The sequence below is a fragment of the Sphingobacterium sp. SG20118 genome (assembly GCF_044740685.1).
Classification (GTDB): Bacteria; Bacteroidota; Bacteroidia; order Sphingobacteriales; family Sphingobacteriaceae; genus Sphingobacterium.
The window spans coordinates 3,304,568-3,321,887 of record NZ_CP172826.1; the positions used below are offsets into that span (position 1 = coordinate 3,304,568).

The window sequence follows — 17,320 nt, forward strand, 5'->3', positions numbered from 1 at the left end:
TGAAAGTCGCCGAGTATCTATGGGGCTACCTCCTATGGATAAATACTTACCCGGATGGGATTTAGAAAAGTATAAAATGGATTTACCTGAGATAAAGGAAGCTGTAAAAAGGTTGAAATAATTGAAAATATATCTTATCGTATTCTTATTATAACTTCTCAATTTCAGCTATAGAAAGGCCAGTAGCTTTAGCTATATCAGCAATAGGTAGCCCCATTTTCTTAAATTCTAATGCAATAGCCATCGCTTTTTCACGCTCAGCTTTCTGTTTTTCTGCTTTGAGTTTAGCACGTTCCTCTAATCGTCCTTTTTCAATACCAGCTGCTAATCCTGCCGACATTCCGGCCGACATTCCTGCCGACATTCCTGCTTCTCTTTCTTGTTTTTTAATTATTTCTATAACTCCCATGTTGATCGCGCCTCCAGACACTTGGTAAATATATGAATCAAAATTATTGTTTATTGTTTCATCTTATATAAAGATAAAGCTTTTTAAGAAAAATAAAAAAACCGACTGGCCATCCCAATCGGTTCAATATATCTTATCGTATTCCTATTATAGTTTTTCGATTTCGTCGATGGAAAGGCCAGTAGCTTTAGCTATATCAGCAATAGGTAGCCCCATTTTCTTAAATTCTAATGCAATAGCCATCGCTTTTTCACGCTCAGCTTTCTGTTTTTCTGCTTTGAGTTTAGCACGTTCCTCTAATCGTCCTTTTTCAATACCAGCTGCTAATCCTGCCGACATTCCGGCCGACATTCCGGCCGACATTCCTGCCGACATCCCTGCCGACATCCCTGCTTCTCTTTCTTGTTTTTTAATTATTTCTATAACTCCCATGTTGATAGCGCCTCCAGACACTTGGTAAATATATGAATCAAAATTATTGTTTATTGTTTCATCTTGTATAAAGATAAAGCTTTTTAAGAAAAATAAAAAATGCATAATCCGCTCTTTATCATATTTCTTACTCGCCAGAAGTGCGCGAACGATCGTGCTTCGATCTTCTGCCAACTCCTCTTCTGGAACTTTCCCTTCTAGTAATGCCTTTTGACAGGCTACCACAATATAAGCAAAGATATTATCACAATCCAGAAGTTCTGTCGCCGAGTTGTCAAAAATTTGATAGGACAGGTATTTGAAATGTATAGAGGTGTGTATCCCCTGTTCCAAATATTCGCAAGGCCTACGTTGCTTGCGGTCGCCAGTAAAGACTGCAATGGTCTCCACAGGTACGTCAAACTTATCACGAATACGGTAGTGATATTGAAAAATACGATACGCGAAATCGCAACTATTACCTCCTTCAATCTCGGTATGTACCATGATCCACTTCTCCGTACCATCTTTCAAATAAACCTTCGCTAATAGATCTGCGATACGCTTACCATCTGAACGCTCACGGTCGGGGATGATCTTAAATAATTCCTTATTCTTAAATGAAAATCCACGATCAAAATCAAATAACTCTTTTGCATTCGGATACATAAAGAGTAGAAAATCATGAAAATTTTCCTCAAATACGCCTTTGAGCAACTCATCATTCTGCTTACGCGGAATAATACCTGGCTCTGTCTCTCTTGAATTCATAAATTCAGTGAATTGGTTATTACTTTAAAGATACAAAACAATATCCATAAAAACTAATTAAATTAGTTTAAAATACTAAATAAAATATCATTTAATTTACTACTCATATCACCAATACTAGGGACGAATCACCAAAAACTAGGGATGAATGACCAATACTAGGGACGAACGACTAATATTCCATTCATTACGATATCAACGTAATATTTACTAATTTAACTTCAGAATTAAATAAACACTATACAATTGAAAAAGATATTATTACTCATCACTTCTGTAATTTTAACGATTACAGCGTCATTTGGACAGATCCACAAACCTGTAAAATGGACAGTTGCTAGTAAAAAAATAAATAGCAAAGAGGCCGTGCTTTTCGTCAAAGCAACTATCCAGAATGGTTGGCATATTTATGCTCTAAATTTAAACGGTGATGGTCCCATACCAACATCGTTTTCCTTTCAAAAATCTGTAGATTTTTCAATAATTGGCAAAACTTTAGCACCATCACCAAAAGTAAAACACGAAAAAGTGTTCAAGATGGATGTCGGTTATTTTATCAATGAAGTCGTTTTTCAGCAAAAGGTAAAATTGAATAATGATAAAGGGGTTGCCAATGCTAGGGGTGTAGTTAAATGGCAAAGTTGTGATGCCACGCAATGTTTACCACAAGAAGAATACGCTTTTATAATACCAATTAAATAAAGCTTTTCTATTGCTTCAGTTGGTCAGATTGAGAACTTCAGATTGAGAACAATTGCATAAACTAAAATATTCAAGAATGTTAATACAGGAAGATAAATTCATAATCCGCTTTATCAACAGCTGATTCCTCAATAAATTAAAACTTCGATCGAAAACCAACATACTCCTGCATCTTCACCCCGAGAGCCACTTGCCAGCTAGGCTATTCCCTACATGGGAGAGTTCAGCATCCATTAAGTAGTATTTCTGGGTGAAAAACCTTCATAAAAAAACAAGGAAAATTTCAAACTTCCCAATTTCACGCAGAATTCCGCTTTGCAACAATCTCGATGCCGCAATTAGCCGAAAACGAAAAAAACCACTATCTCCAAAGTGACATTTATTGTACAACAGTATTTTTGTATTGAATTGGGATAAAAAATGCGCAATTGTAACAATAAAACTGTCGCATTTCTTACATTTTTTTTGCAACAGATGTAACAATAAAAATGTAAAAAATCTGCTAACGCTCCATCTACTTTCCTCTTTACCTTAGTCTTAGTTTAATTCACCAGATAAAAACTGACATTATGATTGCGACATTTATTACATATATCATTGCTGCCACGTTCGCCCTTCTTTGGGCTTACATAGCGGTACCAAAACTTGCTAGGCTCAAGTCATTTGGCAGAATCTTAGGGTCACAAGCCATACCGAAATGGACTGTTCCAATTTTGACTTGGCTTATCCCTTTACTAGAAATTTGTGCTGTCTGTCTGTTGCTGTTCCCGGAGACCATGTTGTTGGGCTTGTATTTCTCCTTCGGATTGATGTTGATCTTCACGCTCTATGTCTCCGGGATTATTTTTCAGATCTATGACATCTACCCCAGCTCTTCGGGTGCACTATTCAAGAGAATGACTTGGAGAAAACATCTCAAAGTTAATATAGGATTGACATGTATTGCCTTAGTGGGCGTCCTCATGGAGCAGTTTAACTTATTTAGAAACTAAAGTTTACGCTTTTTAATCTATAAAAGCACCACGATTATGCCATGGTTTTCATACACCCCTGCTGCAAAAAAGAAGGCGACCAAAAAGCTAAAAATCAGTACCCCCTATATGGTGATCATCCACCACACTGTGAAGGGCCACGTTATGATCTGTACCATTCCAGCGATGGATGACCGCAAAAAACCGATCATCATCTGTTATCTGCAGGAAGAGACCTGCTGCGCAATGTAGCACCATAAAAGTATGACCAATGTGTTAGTAAAAGGTAGTGATTTAGAGATTGCGATTAATATTGAAACTTTATCATAGTGTTATTTATAATTGTTTATTCCTTGTGTTATGATGTTGGCCCCGTACCACTTGCTCAGAAGAGTAAACGCTGGTACGGCGCCTAACATCAGACAAAAGGCACAGTAGCATGATATAAAAGGGCGATGCTGAAAACCCTATAATAGAGTAAGCTGGGATTGGACTTTAGGTAAAAGCATTGCGCGATGAGAAATTGGTATCTATATACACCACAACAAGGTATTCCTCAGGACCCAACAGACCCGAGTCAATATACCCTATATGTAGAAGGTACCAAGCCACCATCCAATAGGGTTACGGGGAAAATATATGCTATTCGTGCCCATTTTGATGCTGATAAATTGCCAATCATTGATGGAATGATGAAACAGGAATTAGCGATGGCGATATACTATGGATGCAATAGAGAGCACATCATCCTACGCCATGATCTATGAACGCTAATAGGTACAAGATTTAGTACCTAAAAAATAAGGAATACACCGAAAATCCTGAACAGAGTAGACAAAAGAAAATTTTCAAGCCTCACCATTTCACGCAGAATTTCGCTTTGCCACAATCGCAATGCCGAAAAATTCAGAAATCAAAAAAACTTTCATCTTCAAAATGACATTTATTGAGTAATAAGATTTTTATATTATTATTCAATAAAAAATGCGCATTTGTAACAATAAAAGAGTCGCAAATGACCCATTAATTTTGCAACATATGTTGCAAAATTAATGGGTCATTTGCGGTCACACTCCTCCTACTTTCCTCTTTATCTTAGTCTTAGTTTAAATCAATAACTAACCCAATACTATTATGAACAATTTAAATCAATCACGTTTCTATCCTTTAAACGCAAGACCTAAACTACAGCACAAAATCATACAAGGTCAATCCTTAAAAACCAATAGTCATGAAGGAACATAAGAATAACCTGATCAAGCATTATATAAAGAAGATGCTCAATTTAACTCCTGATCGCGAGCAATTATTGTTTGAGCGTATAGCCCCCATGTTCACCATCCAATCGGCTCTAAAACTCCAAGATTTAGAATCGCCTGGACCAGCCAATGAAGGGCGCATCTGGTATTCTGCACAAGCTATGGTCCACAGCTATTACTACAGCAAGAGCAGAGATGCTCCTTATGGAACGCAGATCTGGAAGAAAAGAGAAGCTATCCTATTTGCATCTAGCCTGTTGAACGGTACCGATCGGACCAATTATGTACAGATGCTCGAAGACGGAATCGTCACATCCATTAGCTATCCAGATATGCTGACCATTCGCAGTGAATTTCCAGAAGTATCTGCCGATATTGAACAGGTCATCCTGCAGAATGAGCAAGCCTATCAGCATCGGGTCCAATTGCTCAATGAACCCTCTCTGGATCGCATCATGCGGTTTGAGAAGGAAAACCGACTTTTCTGCAGTATTGCCTCTTTACATTATAAAGCCATGCATGTAGGCCTTACTAGACAGACCTACGCTTTTCTTAAGAAGAAGTAGCCCGTAATACACTGCCCCAAAAAGGTACGCTCTTTTGTTATTCGAAAGCAAAAGAGCGTATCTTTTCAATACCCTATCTCATCCTTATTTTACGCATAAGATACAGTACATAACAACAAAGAAGGAAGGCGTAAAAATTTCGAACCACCCTATTTCGCGCAGAATTCCGCTCAGCAACAATCTCAATGCCGCAATAGCCAGAAATCTAAAAAACTTCAATCTCCAAAGTAAAATTTATTGCATAACAGGATTTTTATATCGAATCGTAATAAAAAATGCGCACTTGTAACAATAAAAGAGTCGCATTTCTTACATTTTTATTGCAACAGATGTAACAATAAAAATGTAAGATTTCTGCTAACGCTCCCTTCAAAATCCTCTTTACCTTAGTCTTAGTTCAAATCATCAATAAAAGAAGATTGCTCTACATCTATACAGAATGGCTGTTATTCTTAAGATGTAAGCACTTCGAAACAGTAAAATGGGATCGTTATGGTTGTCGGCCCGTTTAGTTGAATAATGTCATGATTCCCTAGCTCGAAAAGAGCTGGGGAATTTTTTAAGCACAGTTTAAAATTAGCATACACAATGAAAACAAACATGACCAATACACCACATATGCAAGGCCTTATCCAATGGATAAAGCAGCAGCAACTGTGCCTACGCACTGCGCTGCATGGCCAGTCGGTATTGTCATGTCCTATACTGGTGATCATAATTTTGCATGTTTATATATTGGTTAGGTATTCAAATTTTAGTTTTAAAAGTTGGTTCGTGCCAATAAAAATGAGGTATCCACGTAAATTCGCCATCTTCCCCGGCAGGCGGGTACACTATTTTAAGACCTGCTGATTTTCTTTATGACGACATATAGTTAATAGTAACACAGCAGGCCGAAACGCTGAGTTGATAATTCACCAAATCGTAGCCTAGAATAAATCAAATTTTTATAAATTAAATAATAGCGATATGCCAACTTTTCAATTAAATAATCCGAACAATCCAGGTGACCCTGCAAGTTACTCATTGGGAACGGCTCCTTGCTCTGGAAGTAATCAAATCTGTACCATTGAAGCACCTAACTCAACTGGTGTTCCGTCAATTTCAACTGCTCTGCGGAATGAAATGTTACAAGCTTTAAATACTAGAACGAGCACTACGAACGTCAAATTAAAAACTTAGATTTTCACAGAATCTATTTAAAAGGGCTACCTAAAGTAGCCCTTTTATCTATTTTAGAATAAAGCAGGGAATCTGTCGATCTTCCTCTACCAATAAAAAGCCTAAATCTCTAAGATTATGCTGTAATTCTTTAAAATCTGAAAAACCCACAAATCTGTACTTATTATTATTTATTGATTCGTTTACAACTGGAGGTCTTTCTGAGTTCAAGTCAAGCATAAAGGCAAAGTCAGCAATGGTCTGACCTTCTTCATTAAGCTGACCTTTCTGTTGAACAGCATCTTTTACAACCCAACATTTTACACTTCTCGATTCAATAGCCGTTTTAATTCCCAATTTAAGTTCCATATCAGCGATCATAGCATGAGCTCTATCCTGTTCATTAGTATGCATGTCAAAATTTGCTTCGTAACTCATTCCATAACGACGCTTCCAGATTTCTAGGTATCCAGACTGTTCATTATCAAACACAAATCGTTTCTTATCCGACCTTTCAACGATTATACGACTATCCTTCATATAGGGGAGTGCCGATATTTTACTATAACAATATAAAAATGCAGCTACAATACCTGCATTTACGATATATTCTCGTACAAAATGATGTGTACTATCCGCTTCTTGACCAAATCTGGTATATGCCTCTTCCAAATACCCTGTCAAAAACGAAAAGTATCCAATCTGATTTTTAATCAATGGTACAGTATAATCATATACCAAAAAATCATCTTTTATAGGTAAATCCAAGCGACCTCCCGCCAATACTTTATCAATCATAGTTTGATTCACAAATTCGGCGAAAGTAATGGCGATTACTATTCCCTTAAATATCCAGACCATATGAGATACCGTCTGGTGAGGGAAAAATTTTCCCCAAACGGTATCTTCTACCACGTAATCTAATTTATTGGCTTTAAAGACATCATTATTTCGACTAAAACCTTCTACCCTATCTTTCTTCTCATTAGATATGGATATTATTTTTAATCTACCCTTATTTTCCTGTTGCAACTTGTTCAATAGAGGCAATGCTGCTATACAACTTGTACAGGAAGTATTCATGAAATCCAAAATAATTAACTCCTCTGGAAATTCTTTTAACACACCTATTTGTTTCCCGTTTGCTGTCAAACCAATAGCATCTATAGGAGCCTGCATTCCTATATGGATAGTTTTTGAATTTATTTCCACTAGACGCTCTTGTGCAAAAAGAACAATAGGAAAAAAGTATAATATATATCGTAAATATTTCATATCATCGAATAGTTTGTAAAAGTGATGAGTTATTAATGATTTCTTTAGGAATCAAAAAAGTATAAAAAGAATCATTAGGTAATAATTGATACTCTTTATCCCCTAATTGCTTTTTCAAAGTGGTTGCAGTTTGATTTTCTAAATTCAATCGTTTTAAATCAGGCCATCTTCTTTGTCGCATCACCAACTCCTTCCTTCGCTCTTCCAAAATAATTTGAAGTAACCGATTCGGTTCTTGTGTCGTAATGGGTTGAAAAGTCCCTGCCTTGAAGCGTTTTCCCAACAAACTATTGAGTGATATCAATGCTTCTTTGATCATTTTTGTTCTAGCCAAGCACTCTGCCTGTGTCAAAAACAATTCATCGACAGCCAGACCACTGAAAGGAGCCTGATTAAATTCGCCATCATAATTACCCTTAAATGAAAATGTACCGTCACCATTATCCATAAATAATACAGACTTTCTTAAGTCATTCTCAGCATAACTATTAAAAAACATAGGTTCTACCTTCCAAACGGTATAATAATATGTAAAAGACCCTGTAGCAATAGCTTGAAAAATCACTTCTTCATTAAACTGTTTAAATGGACTCTCTTCATATGTAATCAACTTATTATAATCAATGAGGCTATTGTTTTGCGCTAAAGCTTTATTAGTGTAAAAGAGGGCTTTATCATAATCCTGCATATAAAGATAAATCCTAGAAAGTAGAGCTAAAACGGCAGTATTAGAAGGTCTAGATGCTAGCCCATTAGTTATAGGCAATAAGTTTTCAGCTTGTTCCAAGTCATGCAATAGGAGATTAAAATATTCCTTTAAAGGAACTCGTACACTTTTATCCTCTACGTTAGGTGAGGTCCGATAAGGCAAGGCTGTAGCTTCTGCATTTGACCAATCTTTTAGCGGAATCGGTGCGAAAATTTCCGCCAGACTAAACAAGGCATAAGCTCTATAGAAGTAAGCTGCACCTTCCATTTGTTCGCGCCTAGTACCATTTGGCAGCTCCTTCAAAATGGACAATACCTGATTTGCTATATAAACCGTTTGATAGGGCGAAGCCCATTGTGTCATAATAGGAGTCGTTTCCTTATCCCATATATAAAGCATGCGATCCTCATAATCACCTAAACTATTCCAGCTATCGGCTGCTATGGAGAAATTATCGGCACAAAGTTCTCCTACATATGGGTAACCCATATTAACTGTTCCGTATCCATCCAGCAAAGCCTGACAATCTTCAAAGGTATTCGGTATAGCCAATCTGGTATCGGGCTTCGTTTCCAAAAATTTATTACAGGATAAATTGCATGCTATTATCAAGCCAAGTAGCAAGAATTGATATATTGTATAATTTCTCATAATATTAAAATTCTAAAATGTCGCTTTTACACCAAAAGTAAATGTGCGTGGTGTCGGTACAAGAAAATTGAAATCAGGATCATTACTATAATTTGATTTACGCCATAGAACGAGATTGAGATTATCTGCGTTCAAGTAAAAATGCATTGATTTGAATCCATTTGATTTCATATCTAAAACATACTCTAGATTGATATCTTTCAATCGAATATGATCGGCAGGTTCTATTAAAACATCAGTATTTTGATAGAACTGATCACGTTGATAGTTCATTGGATAAATAAACGCTGGAACATTCGTATGCATTTCATCTCCCTGCTGCTCCCATCGGTCATCAAAGTCATCCTGCATTTGCCAATATTGTGCAAGGCCAGTATAATTGATGCTCCTACGACGATAGAAATACTTAAATTTATATTGCATACTAGCGCGTAAAGACAGGGATTTCCACGAAAATGTATTTGCTAAAAAACCAGAATATAATGGGAGACTGGGGCCCATATATTTCACATCATCAATACCAACAGACATTATCTCACCGTAATTATCAGAAACTTCACCCTTATAATAACCCAAAGGAGCCCCAGTCTGATGATCCAATCCTGCAAACTGAAATGAATACAACCCATATAGATCTCTACCAACTACAGGATTAGGAGCTGTTGTCGTCCACATATAATTCGAGACACTTTCATGCTCATAGTTATACTTGGTCACGATACTCCGACCGTAAGTAAAAATCAAATTTGAATTCCACCTAAATTCGCCAAATGACATGTTTTCACTTTCTAAATTCAATTCCACTCCTTTATTTTTGAAGTTAGCAATGTTTACCGCCTGAGTGTAAAAACCAGTTGTCGGGTCAATATTAGCCAGCGCAACAAGATCATTTGCACCTTTCACATAAAAATCCAAACTTCCATTCAATTTCCTATTTATTGTTGCGAAGTCTAATCCTGCATTAAAAATCTCCACACGTTCGGCACGATAGTCTGGATTTGGCGGATTCATCATGTAAGCATTTGTATATCCGGTGTATGGGAAAATACCATCATAGGCAATTGTTGGATAAGCTGATATTTGAGTTGTTATATTTCCATTTACACCATATGTGCCTCGAACTTTTAAATAAGAAAAGATATTTGTGGGAGAGAAAGACTCTTTACTGATATCCCATGCAGCACCGACCGACCAAAGTGGTTGCCACTTATTATTTGCAGAAACGCCAAAAAGATTAGCGGCATCACGTCGCACGCTTCCTGATAGAATATATCTATCATTAACGATATAAGATCCGTTCATGAAGACGGAAAAAAAGCGTTGCTTATATTCTTCCAATTTATTGCCATTAAAAATATGATCTCGGCCTTGAAGACCATTGAGCAATGGAAAACTAGATTTATAATCGACAGGGCTAAATTCAATTCTATCAGCGTTATATCCATACAGTTTATAACCTTCAATCCGGTTATCCATACTTTTCATTTCAACACCACCAAGAACATTTAAAAGACCGGGGCCCAATTCCTTTTCAAATGTTGTGGTCGTCCTGACATAATGCGAATATAAATCACTTATTCTACGTGTGTAGATATCACCAACCGGGACATTGTAGGTCAGTGCATTCGGTGTAAATTGTGTATATAAATTAATGTAATGTTGAGCATAATATGAGTCTATAGATTCATTATCGGTCATCTTGCTCAATGAGCGTTGAAACTGATAAGATGCATTGATTCGCCATGCATTACTCAATTTATACTGAGCACCAATGCTCAATGTCGCGTCAGTGACATGAATCCGATTTTCACTGGCAGACAGTTCATTTTTGACATTATAATGCTCCGGAAAGAGTCTTGCCCCCGCTAGAGTGTCAATATAAGACTTTCGAAAAGTAACGGTTTCTAGATTAATTCCTACACCATTATCGTCAACAAGACGGACATAAGGGTAAAAGGTTTTTCCAGCCCCCGAATACAAGGACCCATACCCCACCTTAGAGGCATCGCCTTGAGTTTTCTTTCCATTGTCCGAAAATCCCGCATTAAAATCTATTGAAAGACGATCAGAAGGACGTATCGTTGACACATATTTGGCACTTATACGATCGATGTTATTATTCCTTAAATTTTCCAAAGTGCGATCAAAGCCCAAGCTGATTCTGGAATCCATTTTCTTCCCCCCATACGCCATACTAGTATAGTATTGTTGCGTTACACTATTTTGATACACATGTTTCATGTAATCATCACGGACATCATTTTTTTCATATTCAGTTTTTTCACTATCATATGTAGGTCTATCAATTTTTCCAGAACGGAGCTGATCCAGTAAGTTAACAATCGGTGATATCGTATAGTCCGGATAATTAATCATCCAATCGTAGTACTTATTTTCAAATAGAAACTCTTCCGACTCAATAAAACTCTTACTCGACATAAAAGGTAATTTGTAGATATCAGGTTTTTGTCCTATTTGAATATTAGAACTCATTTCCAATCGTATACGCTCCAGTTTACTTCCTGATTTGGAAGTTAAAACTATCACTCCGCTTCCTGATCTTGTTCCCCATATTGATGCAGCAGCAGCATCTTTCAATATCGTAACACTCTCAATATCATTTGGATTTATATTTGTCAAATCGCCCTCATAGGGAAAATTATCAAGAATTATCAGTGGACTCCATGATCCTAAAAATGTGGAATTCCCTCTTTGAAAAATCTGCTCTTCAGGTTTAACATTTGGAACACGCTTTTCAAATCGTATTGATGGTGATAAGCCTTCTAATCTGTTGATAAAATGGGTAGATTTTCCGATATTTAATTCTTTATTCCCAATAACTTCAAAGCTTCCTGTTGCTCTTTCTTTTGGGATTTTTTGGTATCCAGTCGAGACCACTTCGACTTCATCAAGTTGATTATCCGAAGCATATAGTTGCACAGACAATATCACACTGGAGGTATATTCCTGTTCCACTGTTTTGTAACCGACATTAGTGAATTTGACCTTCCCTTTTCGGTTTGCTACGGGTATGCTGAACGAACCGTCTTTCTTGGTGGAGATTTTGATATTCTCTGCTTCTACGCGTACGGATACGCCTTGCAAGGGTTTATTGTCCACCGCGGATACCACTGTTCCCTGCAGTACGTAACCCTGCTTGCTCTGAGCTTGGCTGGATGCCATTCCGAACGTCAGCAACAGCAGTAAAATCGATGCAATCGAAAATCTTGTCGAACCAAACAAACGGGCAATACACTTATTTCCAATAGCCTGATCGACCCTTTGTGTCAAGTTTGAATTGAGTTTTAAGCGCCTTAAAGAATTATCACGCTCGGTATGAGTAAATACTTGACTTAAAAACTTAGAAGCCTTAAAAGAGCTTATTTGAGATAACGCACCCTTAAAGCTCGAACTATCTGATTCCCGAGCAGAAGACACTCCGATGGTACTAATCCCCGTACCTTTCCAGTAGCTTCTTAGTACCTCTTTGGTACCTCTCCAGTAGCTTCGTAGTACACTCCCAGTACCTTTTCGGTACCTTTCCCGTGAACTAACGGTACCTAAACAGTACATTCTCGGTACCGGGTTCGTACTTGCTTCTAACCCGCTTCGTACCTCACCCATCTCCTGCACACCTCCGGCACATCTCCCAAACATCGGCTGCCCAAGAAAAGGTAATTGGAAGGTAATTAAAAGGTATTTAGCAGGGCGTATATTCTCCGAAGCTGGTACGAATACAGTACGAAGCTGACCCGAGTTTGATGCCTGCTTGCTCCCCGAAAAGCAAAACATCGGCCGGTCACTGGCTCCACTCTTGAAATCTTGAAGTACTGCCGTACTCGGATGTTTCTCTACCTTTTCTTCGGCTCCTGTTCGAGGTTTGTTCGAGTGTCCTTCGACACTTGTTCGAGACCGCTTCGACACTTGTTCGGGTGTTGTTCGACTCCGCTTCGACTGGGCTTCGGGAAACTGCCGAACAACTGCCGAAGAACTGCCAAACGAATGGCGACCCAATCCCAGCTCAGGTACACAGCTGTCCCCAATAATAGACGAACTTTCATCGATGGAATATTGACTGATAAAACACACACTAGTTGCATGTGCAATATTATTTTCAAGAGCATATTCAACTGTAGGATATCGACGTGTTATCCCTAGCTTACTGCACCTGTTTTTTAGGTTATTAATGGATTGGAGAATACCCTTAAAATAGGCATGTACTCTCCCACCCCTGTAAAAATTATTCATTTTTTCGCAAGGTTAAATTTGGCGTTTACCTGATGGCAATAGACATCCAAGATAGCTTCCAATCGAAGCTAATCAGGTGTCCATAAGCTTGCGCTCAGGCTATAATAAAGTGATGGAATCGAAAAGCGTTATACGTCTGTCGTTAATTTATCATAATTGGTTATCAGCACGCTTTCATCGATATAAAGTCATCCTTGATGACTTGCAACCCTACCTAATTAAGGCGGAACTTTTGTCTGTCTTATCATGGTCAAGAAGGATTAACCTTATTAGACTTTATGATCATCATCAACTGCTCCTCCCAAATCAGCTCGACAGATTCGCTATCATTGGTCAAAACTGGTCGACTGCCTTGAACAACGGCCAATTTCTCGACTCTTACATCTAACTGAAAGTGTTTGTTCATATCGTTCAATATCCGCTGACGGTATTCTTCGCGCTCTGTTTTAGCAGGTACAGCCAGTTCATAGCAATAGCATGGCGTTTTTACCAATTTATCATTGGGCACCAACTTTTCGCGCTCCTCACCAAGCACTAATATCTGTTTGGTTGGAAAGTCTGCCGGCAAGCCTAACGCAAATAGGTAAATCTCATAGAGCTCCATACTGATCAAGGATATCCGCAGTACATCGGTACTGTCATTGCGCACGACCATACTGAATGAATCCGAAGTCTCCAACAAGTCTATCAACAGCGAATAATAGGGTTGTATTGGGCGCTCGCCCATGACATACTGCAATGATTTTGGAGATAGCCCCTTCACGACATCAAACCTCAGTTCCTTAAAATATCGTTCTTGTAAATCTGTTATCATAACTGGTTTTTTATTAATTGGAACCGTTTTTTCGCTCAAAACAAAAGACATATCTTCCCCTGTGGATAGTGCGTAACTATCCCTTGCGCAAGATTTTTGCATGATACTAATGTTTAATTGAACGCGAATTAGGAGCTGAAAAATTAGGCACTATGCTCCCTTTTCAACCGATCAATAGTTAATAAATAAGATGGAAAAAATGCAATTGTACGTCTTCGTTACGTGTTATAATTGGCTATCGGTATTGCATTTCATAATAATAAATAAAAAACCACTCACAGAAGTATAGATAAACTATACCATATTGCATTAGAATATTTGGTAATCTAATTCTTTAGTGCTACTTTTAAAGTGTCTGACGCTTGAAAGAGCATTTTTAGAATTATTAACTAAATAAGGAATTGCTATAGCATGAATCGGTAAAAACCGTAATCAGGGTTTATCATTTGTACGGTTATATACAATTATAAGTGCAATCTGCTCTTGCCCCTTTTTGGTTTTTATTTCCAAGAATTCTTCATTCAGGTGGAAAGATGGTGTTCTTTGGCGGTGATGAGCAGTAAAACCTACTCATCTGATCTTCGATCCGGTAAATGGGGCTTTGAATTGGTTTTTTAATCGTTCTCATAATTTATTTGTTTATGAATGAACGTTGATTTTATTGAAGATTAAGAACCACTTATAAAATAAATAAGGGTGTCCTCACAACTTCAGAACCAAGGGGACCAACCCTACTATAAATTTCTTTATAGTTACCATCTGAAGTTCACGTGAGAAGCACCCTATAACTTTAAGTAAAGATAATAAACTTTTTAAGCATAGGGCGATTTCACGGTTTCTTCATTGGTAATTTGGTCTTTTGGTATGAAAAAACATCGTTCATCAAGGCTATTAGCCGTGATAATTAAATCGCTTAAACAAATATAGTAAAACAAATAGATTAAACAAAATAATCCAAACTATTTTTATGAAGACAGAAATGGAGTACAAAGTTGAATTTGGCAAACAAGTTAAAAAATATCTTGATGCATCTGGATTAAGTGAAAATGACTTGGCAAAACTGCTTAATTCAAGCATTAAAAATGTAACAGAAATAATCAGCGGTAATGTTGGACTAACCATTGACAAGATGATAAAAATAGGTAGTATATTTAATGTTACATATTATAATTTAGCTAATCCAAATTTCCCTCTTCCTAATTTCACGGATTTAGATGAACTAACAAAAGATTTAATCGAAAAAAGAAAAATTACTGGTGTCAAAACTAAAGATAAGAATCATGCACTAGCCAATGAACTTAACCGATTAATAAAAGAAGGAAGCTTAAACCAACCAAATACTGCAAAAAATCTTCTGACCCATATGACTCCTTCCTTATGGAAAAGAAATCCAAGTGAAATCACAAGTTTACTGAATAAAGCACCTCGAAATGAAAGTATTGTTTTAATACGGCCTATAAAGGGTGTGAATTACTACATTCATAAAGATTTTAAGGGCAAATACGCTACTCTATCCGATGAAGAAATCTTAGCATTGGTCGTACCGTTTGAATCACCAGATAATGAAAAGTATAAATCGTAAGTTCGGATAAATTCCGAACTTTTGTTGTATATTTGCATAGATTCTTATGAGAATTATAGGAAAGAAAATACTTCTAAAGTGTAAAAAGAAGAATATTGGCAATAAATTACTTTGCCAAGAAATCGATAAATTAATTGATGTCTTAGAATTATTTGAACCATACAAAACTAAACAAACCATCAAAGATTTAAGACCTGATGCTGACTGTGTACATAATGATGGCTTTTATTTCTTTGACATTCACATTCATAGGATACTTATATTAATTGAGCTGGACGATGAAGGAGAAGCCACTATCATGTGGGCTGGTACGCATCAAGAATATGATGAAACATTCAAAAACAACAAATCGACCATTGAAAAATGGCTTCGAACTAAAAACTACATAGACTAAATGAAAACACATTTTGACATTGAAAAGTTAGTAGAGAGTAATTCAATATCTAATGAATTGGATTATGAAAGAGCTTTGGTAGCTGACAGAAAACTAAGATTGCTATCTAAGGAAAGTGTTCATTTTAAAAATTTGAGATCGAAGTTACGTGATTTGATTGAAGCTTATGAAAATGTCGAGTGGAACGATGTCAATAATATTAGCGATCAAAAACTAGCTGAAAGTGATAATTACGAACGCATTGCGGAATTTGAAAGATTATTTATCGATAACAGAAAGCAAGAAATACGAAAAAAACTTAAGAAGTTAGAACTAACGCAAGAAAATTTAGCTACAATTTTGGGGCATAAAAGCAAAACACACATGTCAGAATTGATCAATGGTATCACACCTTTTACTCTTAAAGATCTCGTGATAATCAATCGTCTTTTAAAGATTGACTTAAATATTTTAGTTCCAAATTTTCTATCTCAAGAAGAACAGATGCGTGTGAAAAATGCTGTGAATACCTTAAATAAACCAAATATAAAACTCAGTAGCGATGACCTTGTAATGTCTATTGAGTAAACAGAAAAACCAAATTATAAAACTTGATGAGAAAAGCACTATTCATATTAATTATTAGCTACTTAGGTATTTTAAAATCTTATGCTCAAGTTTCTCAATTTGATATTGACAGTACCAAATTCAGAAAGGATATAGCATTACAACTTGACTCTGTTTTTTTTAAAGATCAAGAATCCAGAAAACAATACATACAATTGGCGCAAAATGGTGCTGATGAAAAACAGTTATCGGTAACAAGAAGTAATATGAGAAAGGTCGATTCTCTCAATCTCATAATAGTGACAACACTACTTGATAATGAAGGCTGGCTTGGTCCTCAAGATGTAGGGATGTTTGCTAGTCAGGGTTTATTTCTAGTAATACAGCATGCAAATCTAGCTACACAAGAAAAATACTTTCCTATGATTGAGAAAGCTGAGAAAGATGGTAAAACACTTTCAAGTAATCTAGCGATATTGAAAGATAGAATTGCAGTCCGCAAAGGTGAAGATCAGCTATATGGCAGTCAAGGGTTTACTGACAAAACAACTAAAAAAAAATTCCTCTACCCAATAGTTGATGTTGATAATCTTGAAAGCCGCCGAGTATCTATGGGACTCCCTCCAATGGATAAATACCTGCCCGGATGGGATTTAGAAAAGTATAAAATGGATTTACCTGAGATAAAGGAAGCTGTAAAAAGATTGAAATAGTTGAAAATATCTAATATAAGACCTAACTAACTCTTTGTTTAAAAACTTGATATTCCAAAATGGAACTTCAAGTTGGGACGGAATACGCACTGCTCCAAATGTAATTACCGAACAAAGATTAGCAATGTTGGTAAAGTG

Annotated in this window: 16 protein-coding genes; 9 read left to right on the top strand and 7 right to left on the bottom strand. The window is 36.8% G+C overall.

Going from position 1 to position 17,320, the window contains the following annotated elements; translation table 11 throughout:
- Positions 1–148: 148 nt before the first annotated feature.
- Complete coding sequence (locus tag ACFX5U_RS15345; RefSeq protein ID WP_400261289.1) at positions 149–409, bottom strand: hypothetical protein; 261 nt, start codon at positions 407–409, stop codon at positions 149–151.
- 147 nt (positions 410–556) lie between these two features.
- Positions 557–1,591 carry a hypothetical protein gene (locus ACFX5U_RS15350; RefSeq protein WP_400261290.1) on the bottom strand — a complete coding sequence of 345 codons (1,035 nt, stop codon included), beginning with the start codon at positions 1,589–1,591 and terminating at the stop codon, positions 557–559.
- A 246-nt stretch (positions 1,592–1,837) separates the two neighbouring features.
- Between ACFX5U_RS15350 and ACFX5U_RS15355 the strand changes: the two genes are divergently transcribed.
- Positions 1,838–2,293: a protein-disulfide reductase DsbD domain-containing protein gene (locus tag ACFX5U_RS15355; protein WP_400261291.1), complete on the top strand. Its 456-nt coding sequence runs from the start codon at positions 1,838–1,840 to the stop codon at positions 2,291–2,293.
- Between the two features lie 569 nt (positions 2,294–2,862).
- Positions 2,863–3,285, top strand: a complete 423-nt coding sequence (locus tag ACFX5U_RS15360) for a MauE/DoxX family redox-associated membrane protein (protein WP_400261292.1) — start codon at positions 2,863–2,865, stop codon at positions 3,283–3,285.
- Positions 3,286–3,372: 87 nt separating this feature from the next.
- Here ACFX5U_RS15360 and ACFX5U_RS15365 read toward each other — a convergent pair whose 3' ends face one another.
- A complete protein-coding gene (locus ACFX5U_RS15365; protein WP_400261293.1) occupies positions 3,373–3,522 on the bottom strand; it encodes a hypothetical protein in 150 nt (49 codons plus the stop codon).
- A 257-nt stretch (positions 3,523–3,779) separates the two neighbouring features.
- Here ACFX5U_RS15365 and ACFX5U_RS15370 point away from each other — a divergent pair, with 257 nt between their 5' ends.
- The 3 genes from ACFX5U_RS15370 to ACFX5U_RS15380 all read left to right on the top strand — a co-directional run bounded on the left by ACFX5U_RS15370 (position 3,780) and on the right by ACFX5U_RS15380 (position 6,271).
- Positions 3,780–4,031: a hypothetical protein gene (locus tag ACFX5U_RS15370; RefSeq protein ID WP_400261294.1), complete on the top strand. Its 252-nt coding sequence runs from the start codon at positions 3,780–3,782 to the stop codon at positions 4,029–4,031.
- Between the two features lie 464 nt (positions 4,032–4,495).
- Complete coding sequence (locus ACFX5U_RS15375) at positions 4,496–5,089, top strand: hypothetical protein (protein ID WP_400261295.1); 594 nt, start codon at positions 4,496–4,498, stop codon at positions 5,087–5,089.
- 969 nt (positions 5,090–6,058) lie between these two features.
- Positions 6,059–6,271: a hypothetical protein gene (locus tag ACFX5U_RS15380; protein WP_400261296.1), complete on the top strand. Its 213-nt coding sequence runs from the start codon at positions 6,059–6,061 to the stop codon at positions 6,269–6,271.
- A 48-nt stretch (positions 6,272–6,319) separates the two neighbouring features.
- On the opposite strand, the gene ACFX5U_RS15385 is transcribed toward ACFX5U_RS15380, so the two are convergent.
- The 4 genes from ACFX5U_RS15385 to ACFX5U_RS15400 all read right to left on the bottom strand — a co-directional run bounded on the left by ACFX5U_RS15385 (position 6,320) and on the right by ACFX5U_RS15400 (position 14,049).
- Complete coding sequence (locus tag ACFX5U_RS15385) at positions 6,320–7,525, bottom strand: TlpA family protein disulfide reductase (RefSeq protein WP_400261297.1); 1,206 nt, start codon at positions 7,523–7,525, stop codon at positions 6,320–6,322.
- Position 7,526: 1 nt separating this feature from the next.
- Positions 7,527–8,810, bottom strand: a complete 1,284-nt coding sequence (locus ACFX5U_RS15390; protein ID WP_400261298.1) for a RagB/SusD family nutrient uptake outer membrane protein — start codon at positions 8,808–8,810, stop codon at positions 7,527–7,529.
- An 87-nt stretch (positions 8,811–8,897) separates the two neighbouring features.
- Entirely contained in the window at positions 8,898–13,133 is a 4,236-nt protein-coding gene (locus ACFX5U_RS15395) for a SusC/RagA family TonB-linked outer membrane protein (protein ID WP_400261299.1), read from the bottom strand.
- Between the two features lie 250 nt (positions 13,134–13,383).
- Positions 13,384–14,049 (bottom strand): hypothetical protein, encoded by a 666-nt coding sequence (locus ACFX5U_RS15400; protein WP_400261300.1) that lies wholly within the window; start codon positions 14,047–14,049, stop codon positions 13,384–13,386.
- A gap of 865 nt (positions 14,050–14,914) precedes the next feature.
- Here ACFX5U_RS15400 and ACFX5U_RS15405 point away from each other — a divergent pair.
- From ACFX5U_RS15405 to ACFX5U_RS15420, 4 genes are read left to right on the top strand one after another with little or no spacing between them, the layout of a single operon-like run.
- Positions 14,915–15,529 (top strand): helix-turn-helix domain-containing protein, encoded by a 615-nt coding sequence (locus ACFX5U_RS15405; RefSeq protein WP_400261301.1) that lies wholly within the window; start codon positions 14,915–14,917, stop codon positions 15,527–15,529.
- Positions 15,530–15,575: 46 nt separating this feature from the next.
- Positions 15,576–15,923 carry a type II toxin-antitoxin system HigB family toxin gene (locus ACFX5U_RS15410; protein ID WP_400261302.1) on the top strand — a complete coding sequence of 116 codons (348 nt, stop codon included), beginning with the start codon at positions 15,576–15,578 and terminating at the stop codon, positions 15,921–15,923.
- Positions 15,924–16,490, top strand: a complete 567-nt coding sequence (locus ACFX5U_RS15415; protein ID WP_400261303.1) for a helix-turn-helix domain-containing protein — start codon at positions 15,924–15,926, stop codon at positions 16,488–16,490.
- Positions 16,491–16,516: 26 nt separating this feature from the next.
- Positions 16,517–17,182: a DUF6624 domain-containing protein gene (locus tag ACFX5U_RS15420; RefSeq protein WP_400261304.1), complete on the top strand. Its 666-nt coding sequence runs from the start codon at positions 16,517–16,519 to the stop codon at positions 17,180–17,182.
- The last annotated feature ends 138 nt before the right edge of the window (positions 17,183–17,320 follow it).

Coding starts and splice junctions, on each gene's coding strand:
- ACFX5U_RS15360 (WP_400261292.1), top strand. CDS start 2,863: ATGATTGCGACATTTATTACATATATCATTGCTGCCACGTTCGCCCTT.
- ACFX5U_RS15400 (WP_400261300.1), bottom strand. CDS start 14,049: ATGCAAAAATCTTGCGCAAGGGATAGTTACGCACTATCCACAGGGGAA.
- ACFX5U_RS15385 (WP_400261297.1), bottom strand. CDS start 7,525: ATGAAATATTTACGATATATATTATACTTTTTTCCTATTGTTCTTTTT.
- ACFX5U_RS15345 (WP_400261289.1), bottom strand. CDS start 409: ATGGGAGTTATAGAAATAATTAAAAAACAAGAAAGAGAAGCAGGAATG.
- ACFX5U_RS15370 (WP_400261294.1), top strand. CDS start 3,780: ATGAGAAATTGGTATCTATATACACCACAACAAGGTATTCCTCAGGAC.
- ACFX5U_RS15405 (WP_400261301.1), top strand. CDS start 14,915: ATGAAGACAGAAATGGAGTACAAAGTTGAATTTGGCAAACAAGTTAAA.
- ACFX5U_RS15410 (WP_400261302.1), top strand. CDS start 15,576: ATGAGAATTATAGGAAAGAAAATACTTCTAAAGTGTAAAAAGAAGAAT.
- ACFX5U_RS15350 (WP_400261290.1), bottom strand. CDS start 1,591: ATGAATTCAAGAGAGACAGAGCCAGGTATTATTCCGCGTAAGCAGAAT.
- ACFX5U_RS15395 (WP_400261299.1), bottom strand. CDS start 13,133: ATGAATAATTTTTACAGGGGTGGGAGAGTACATGCCTATTTTAAGGGT.
- ACFX5U_RS15415 (WP_400261303.1), top strand. CDS start 15,924: ATGAAAACACATTTTGACATTGAAAAGTTAGTAGAGAGTAATTCAATA.
- ACFX5U_RS15365 (WP_400261293.1), bottom strand. CDS start 3,522: ATGGTGCTACATTGCGCAGCAGGTCTCTTCCTGCAGATAACAGATGAT.
- ACFX5U_RS15375 (WP_400261295.1), top strand. CDS start 4,496: ATGAAGGAACATAAGAATAACCTGATCAAGCATTATATAAAGAAGATG.
- ACFX5U_RS15420 (WP_400261304.1), top strand. CDS start 16,517: ATGAGAAAAGCACTATTCATATTAATTATTAGCTACTTAGGTATTTTA.
- ACFX5U_RS15380 (WP_400261296.1), top strand. CDS start 6,059: ATGCCAACTTTTCAATTAAATAATCCGAACAATCCAGGTGACCCTGCA.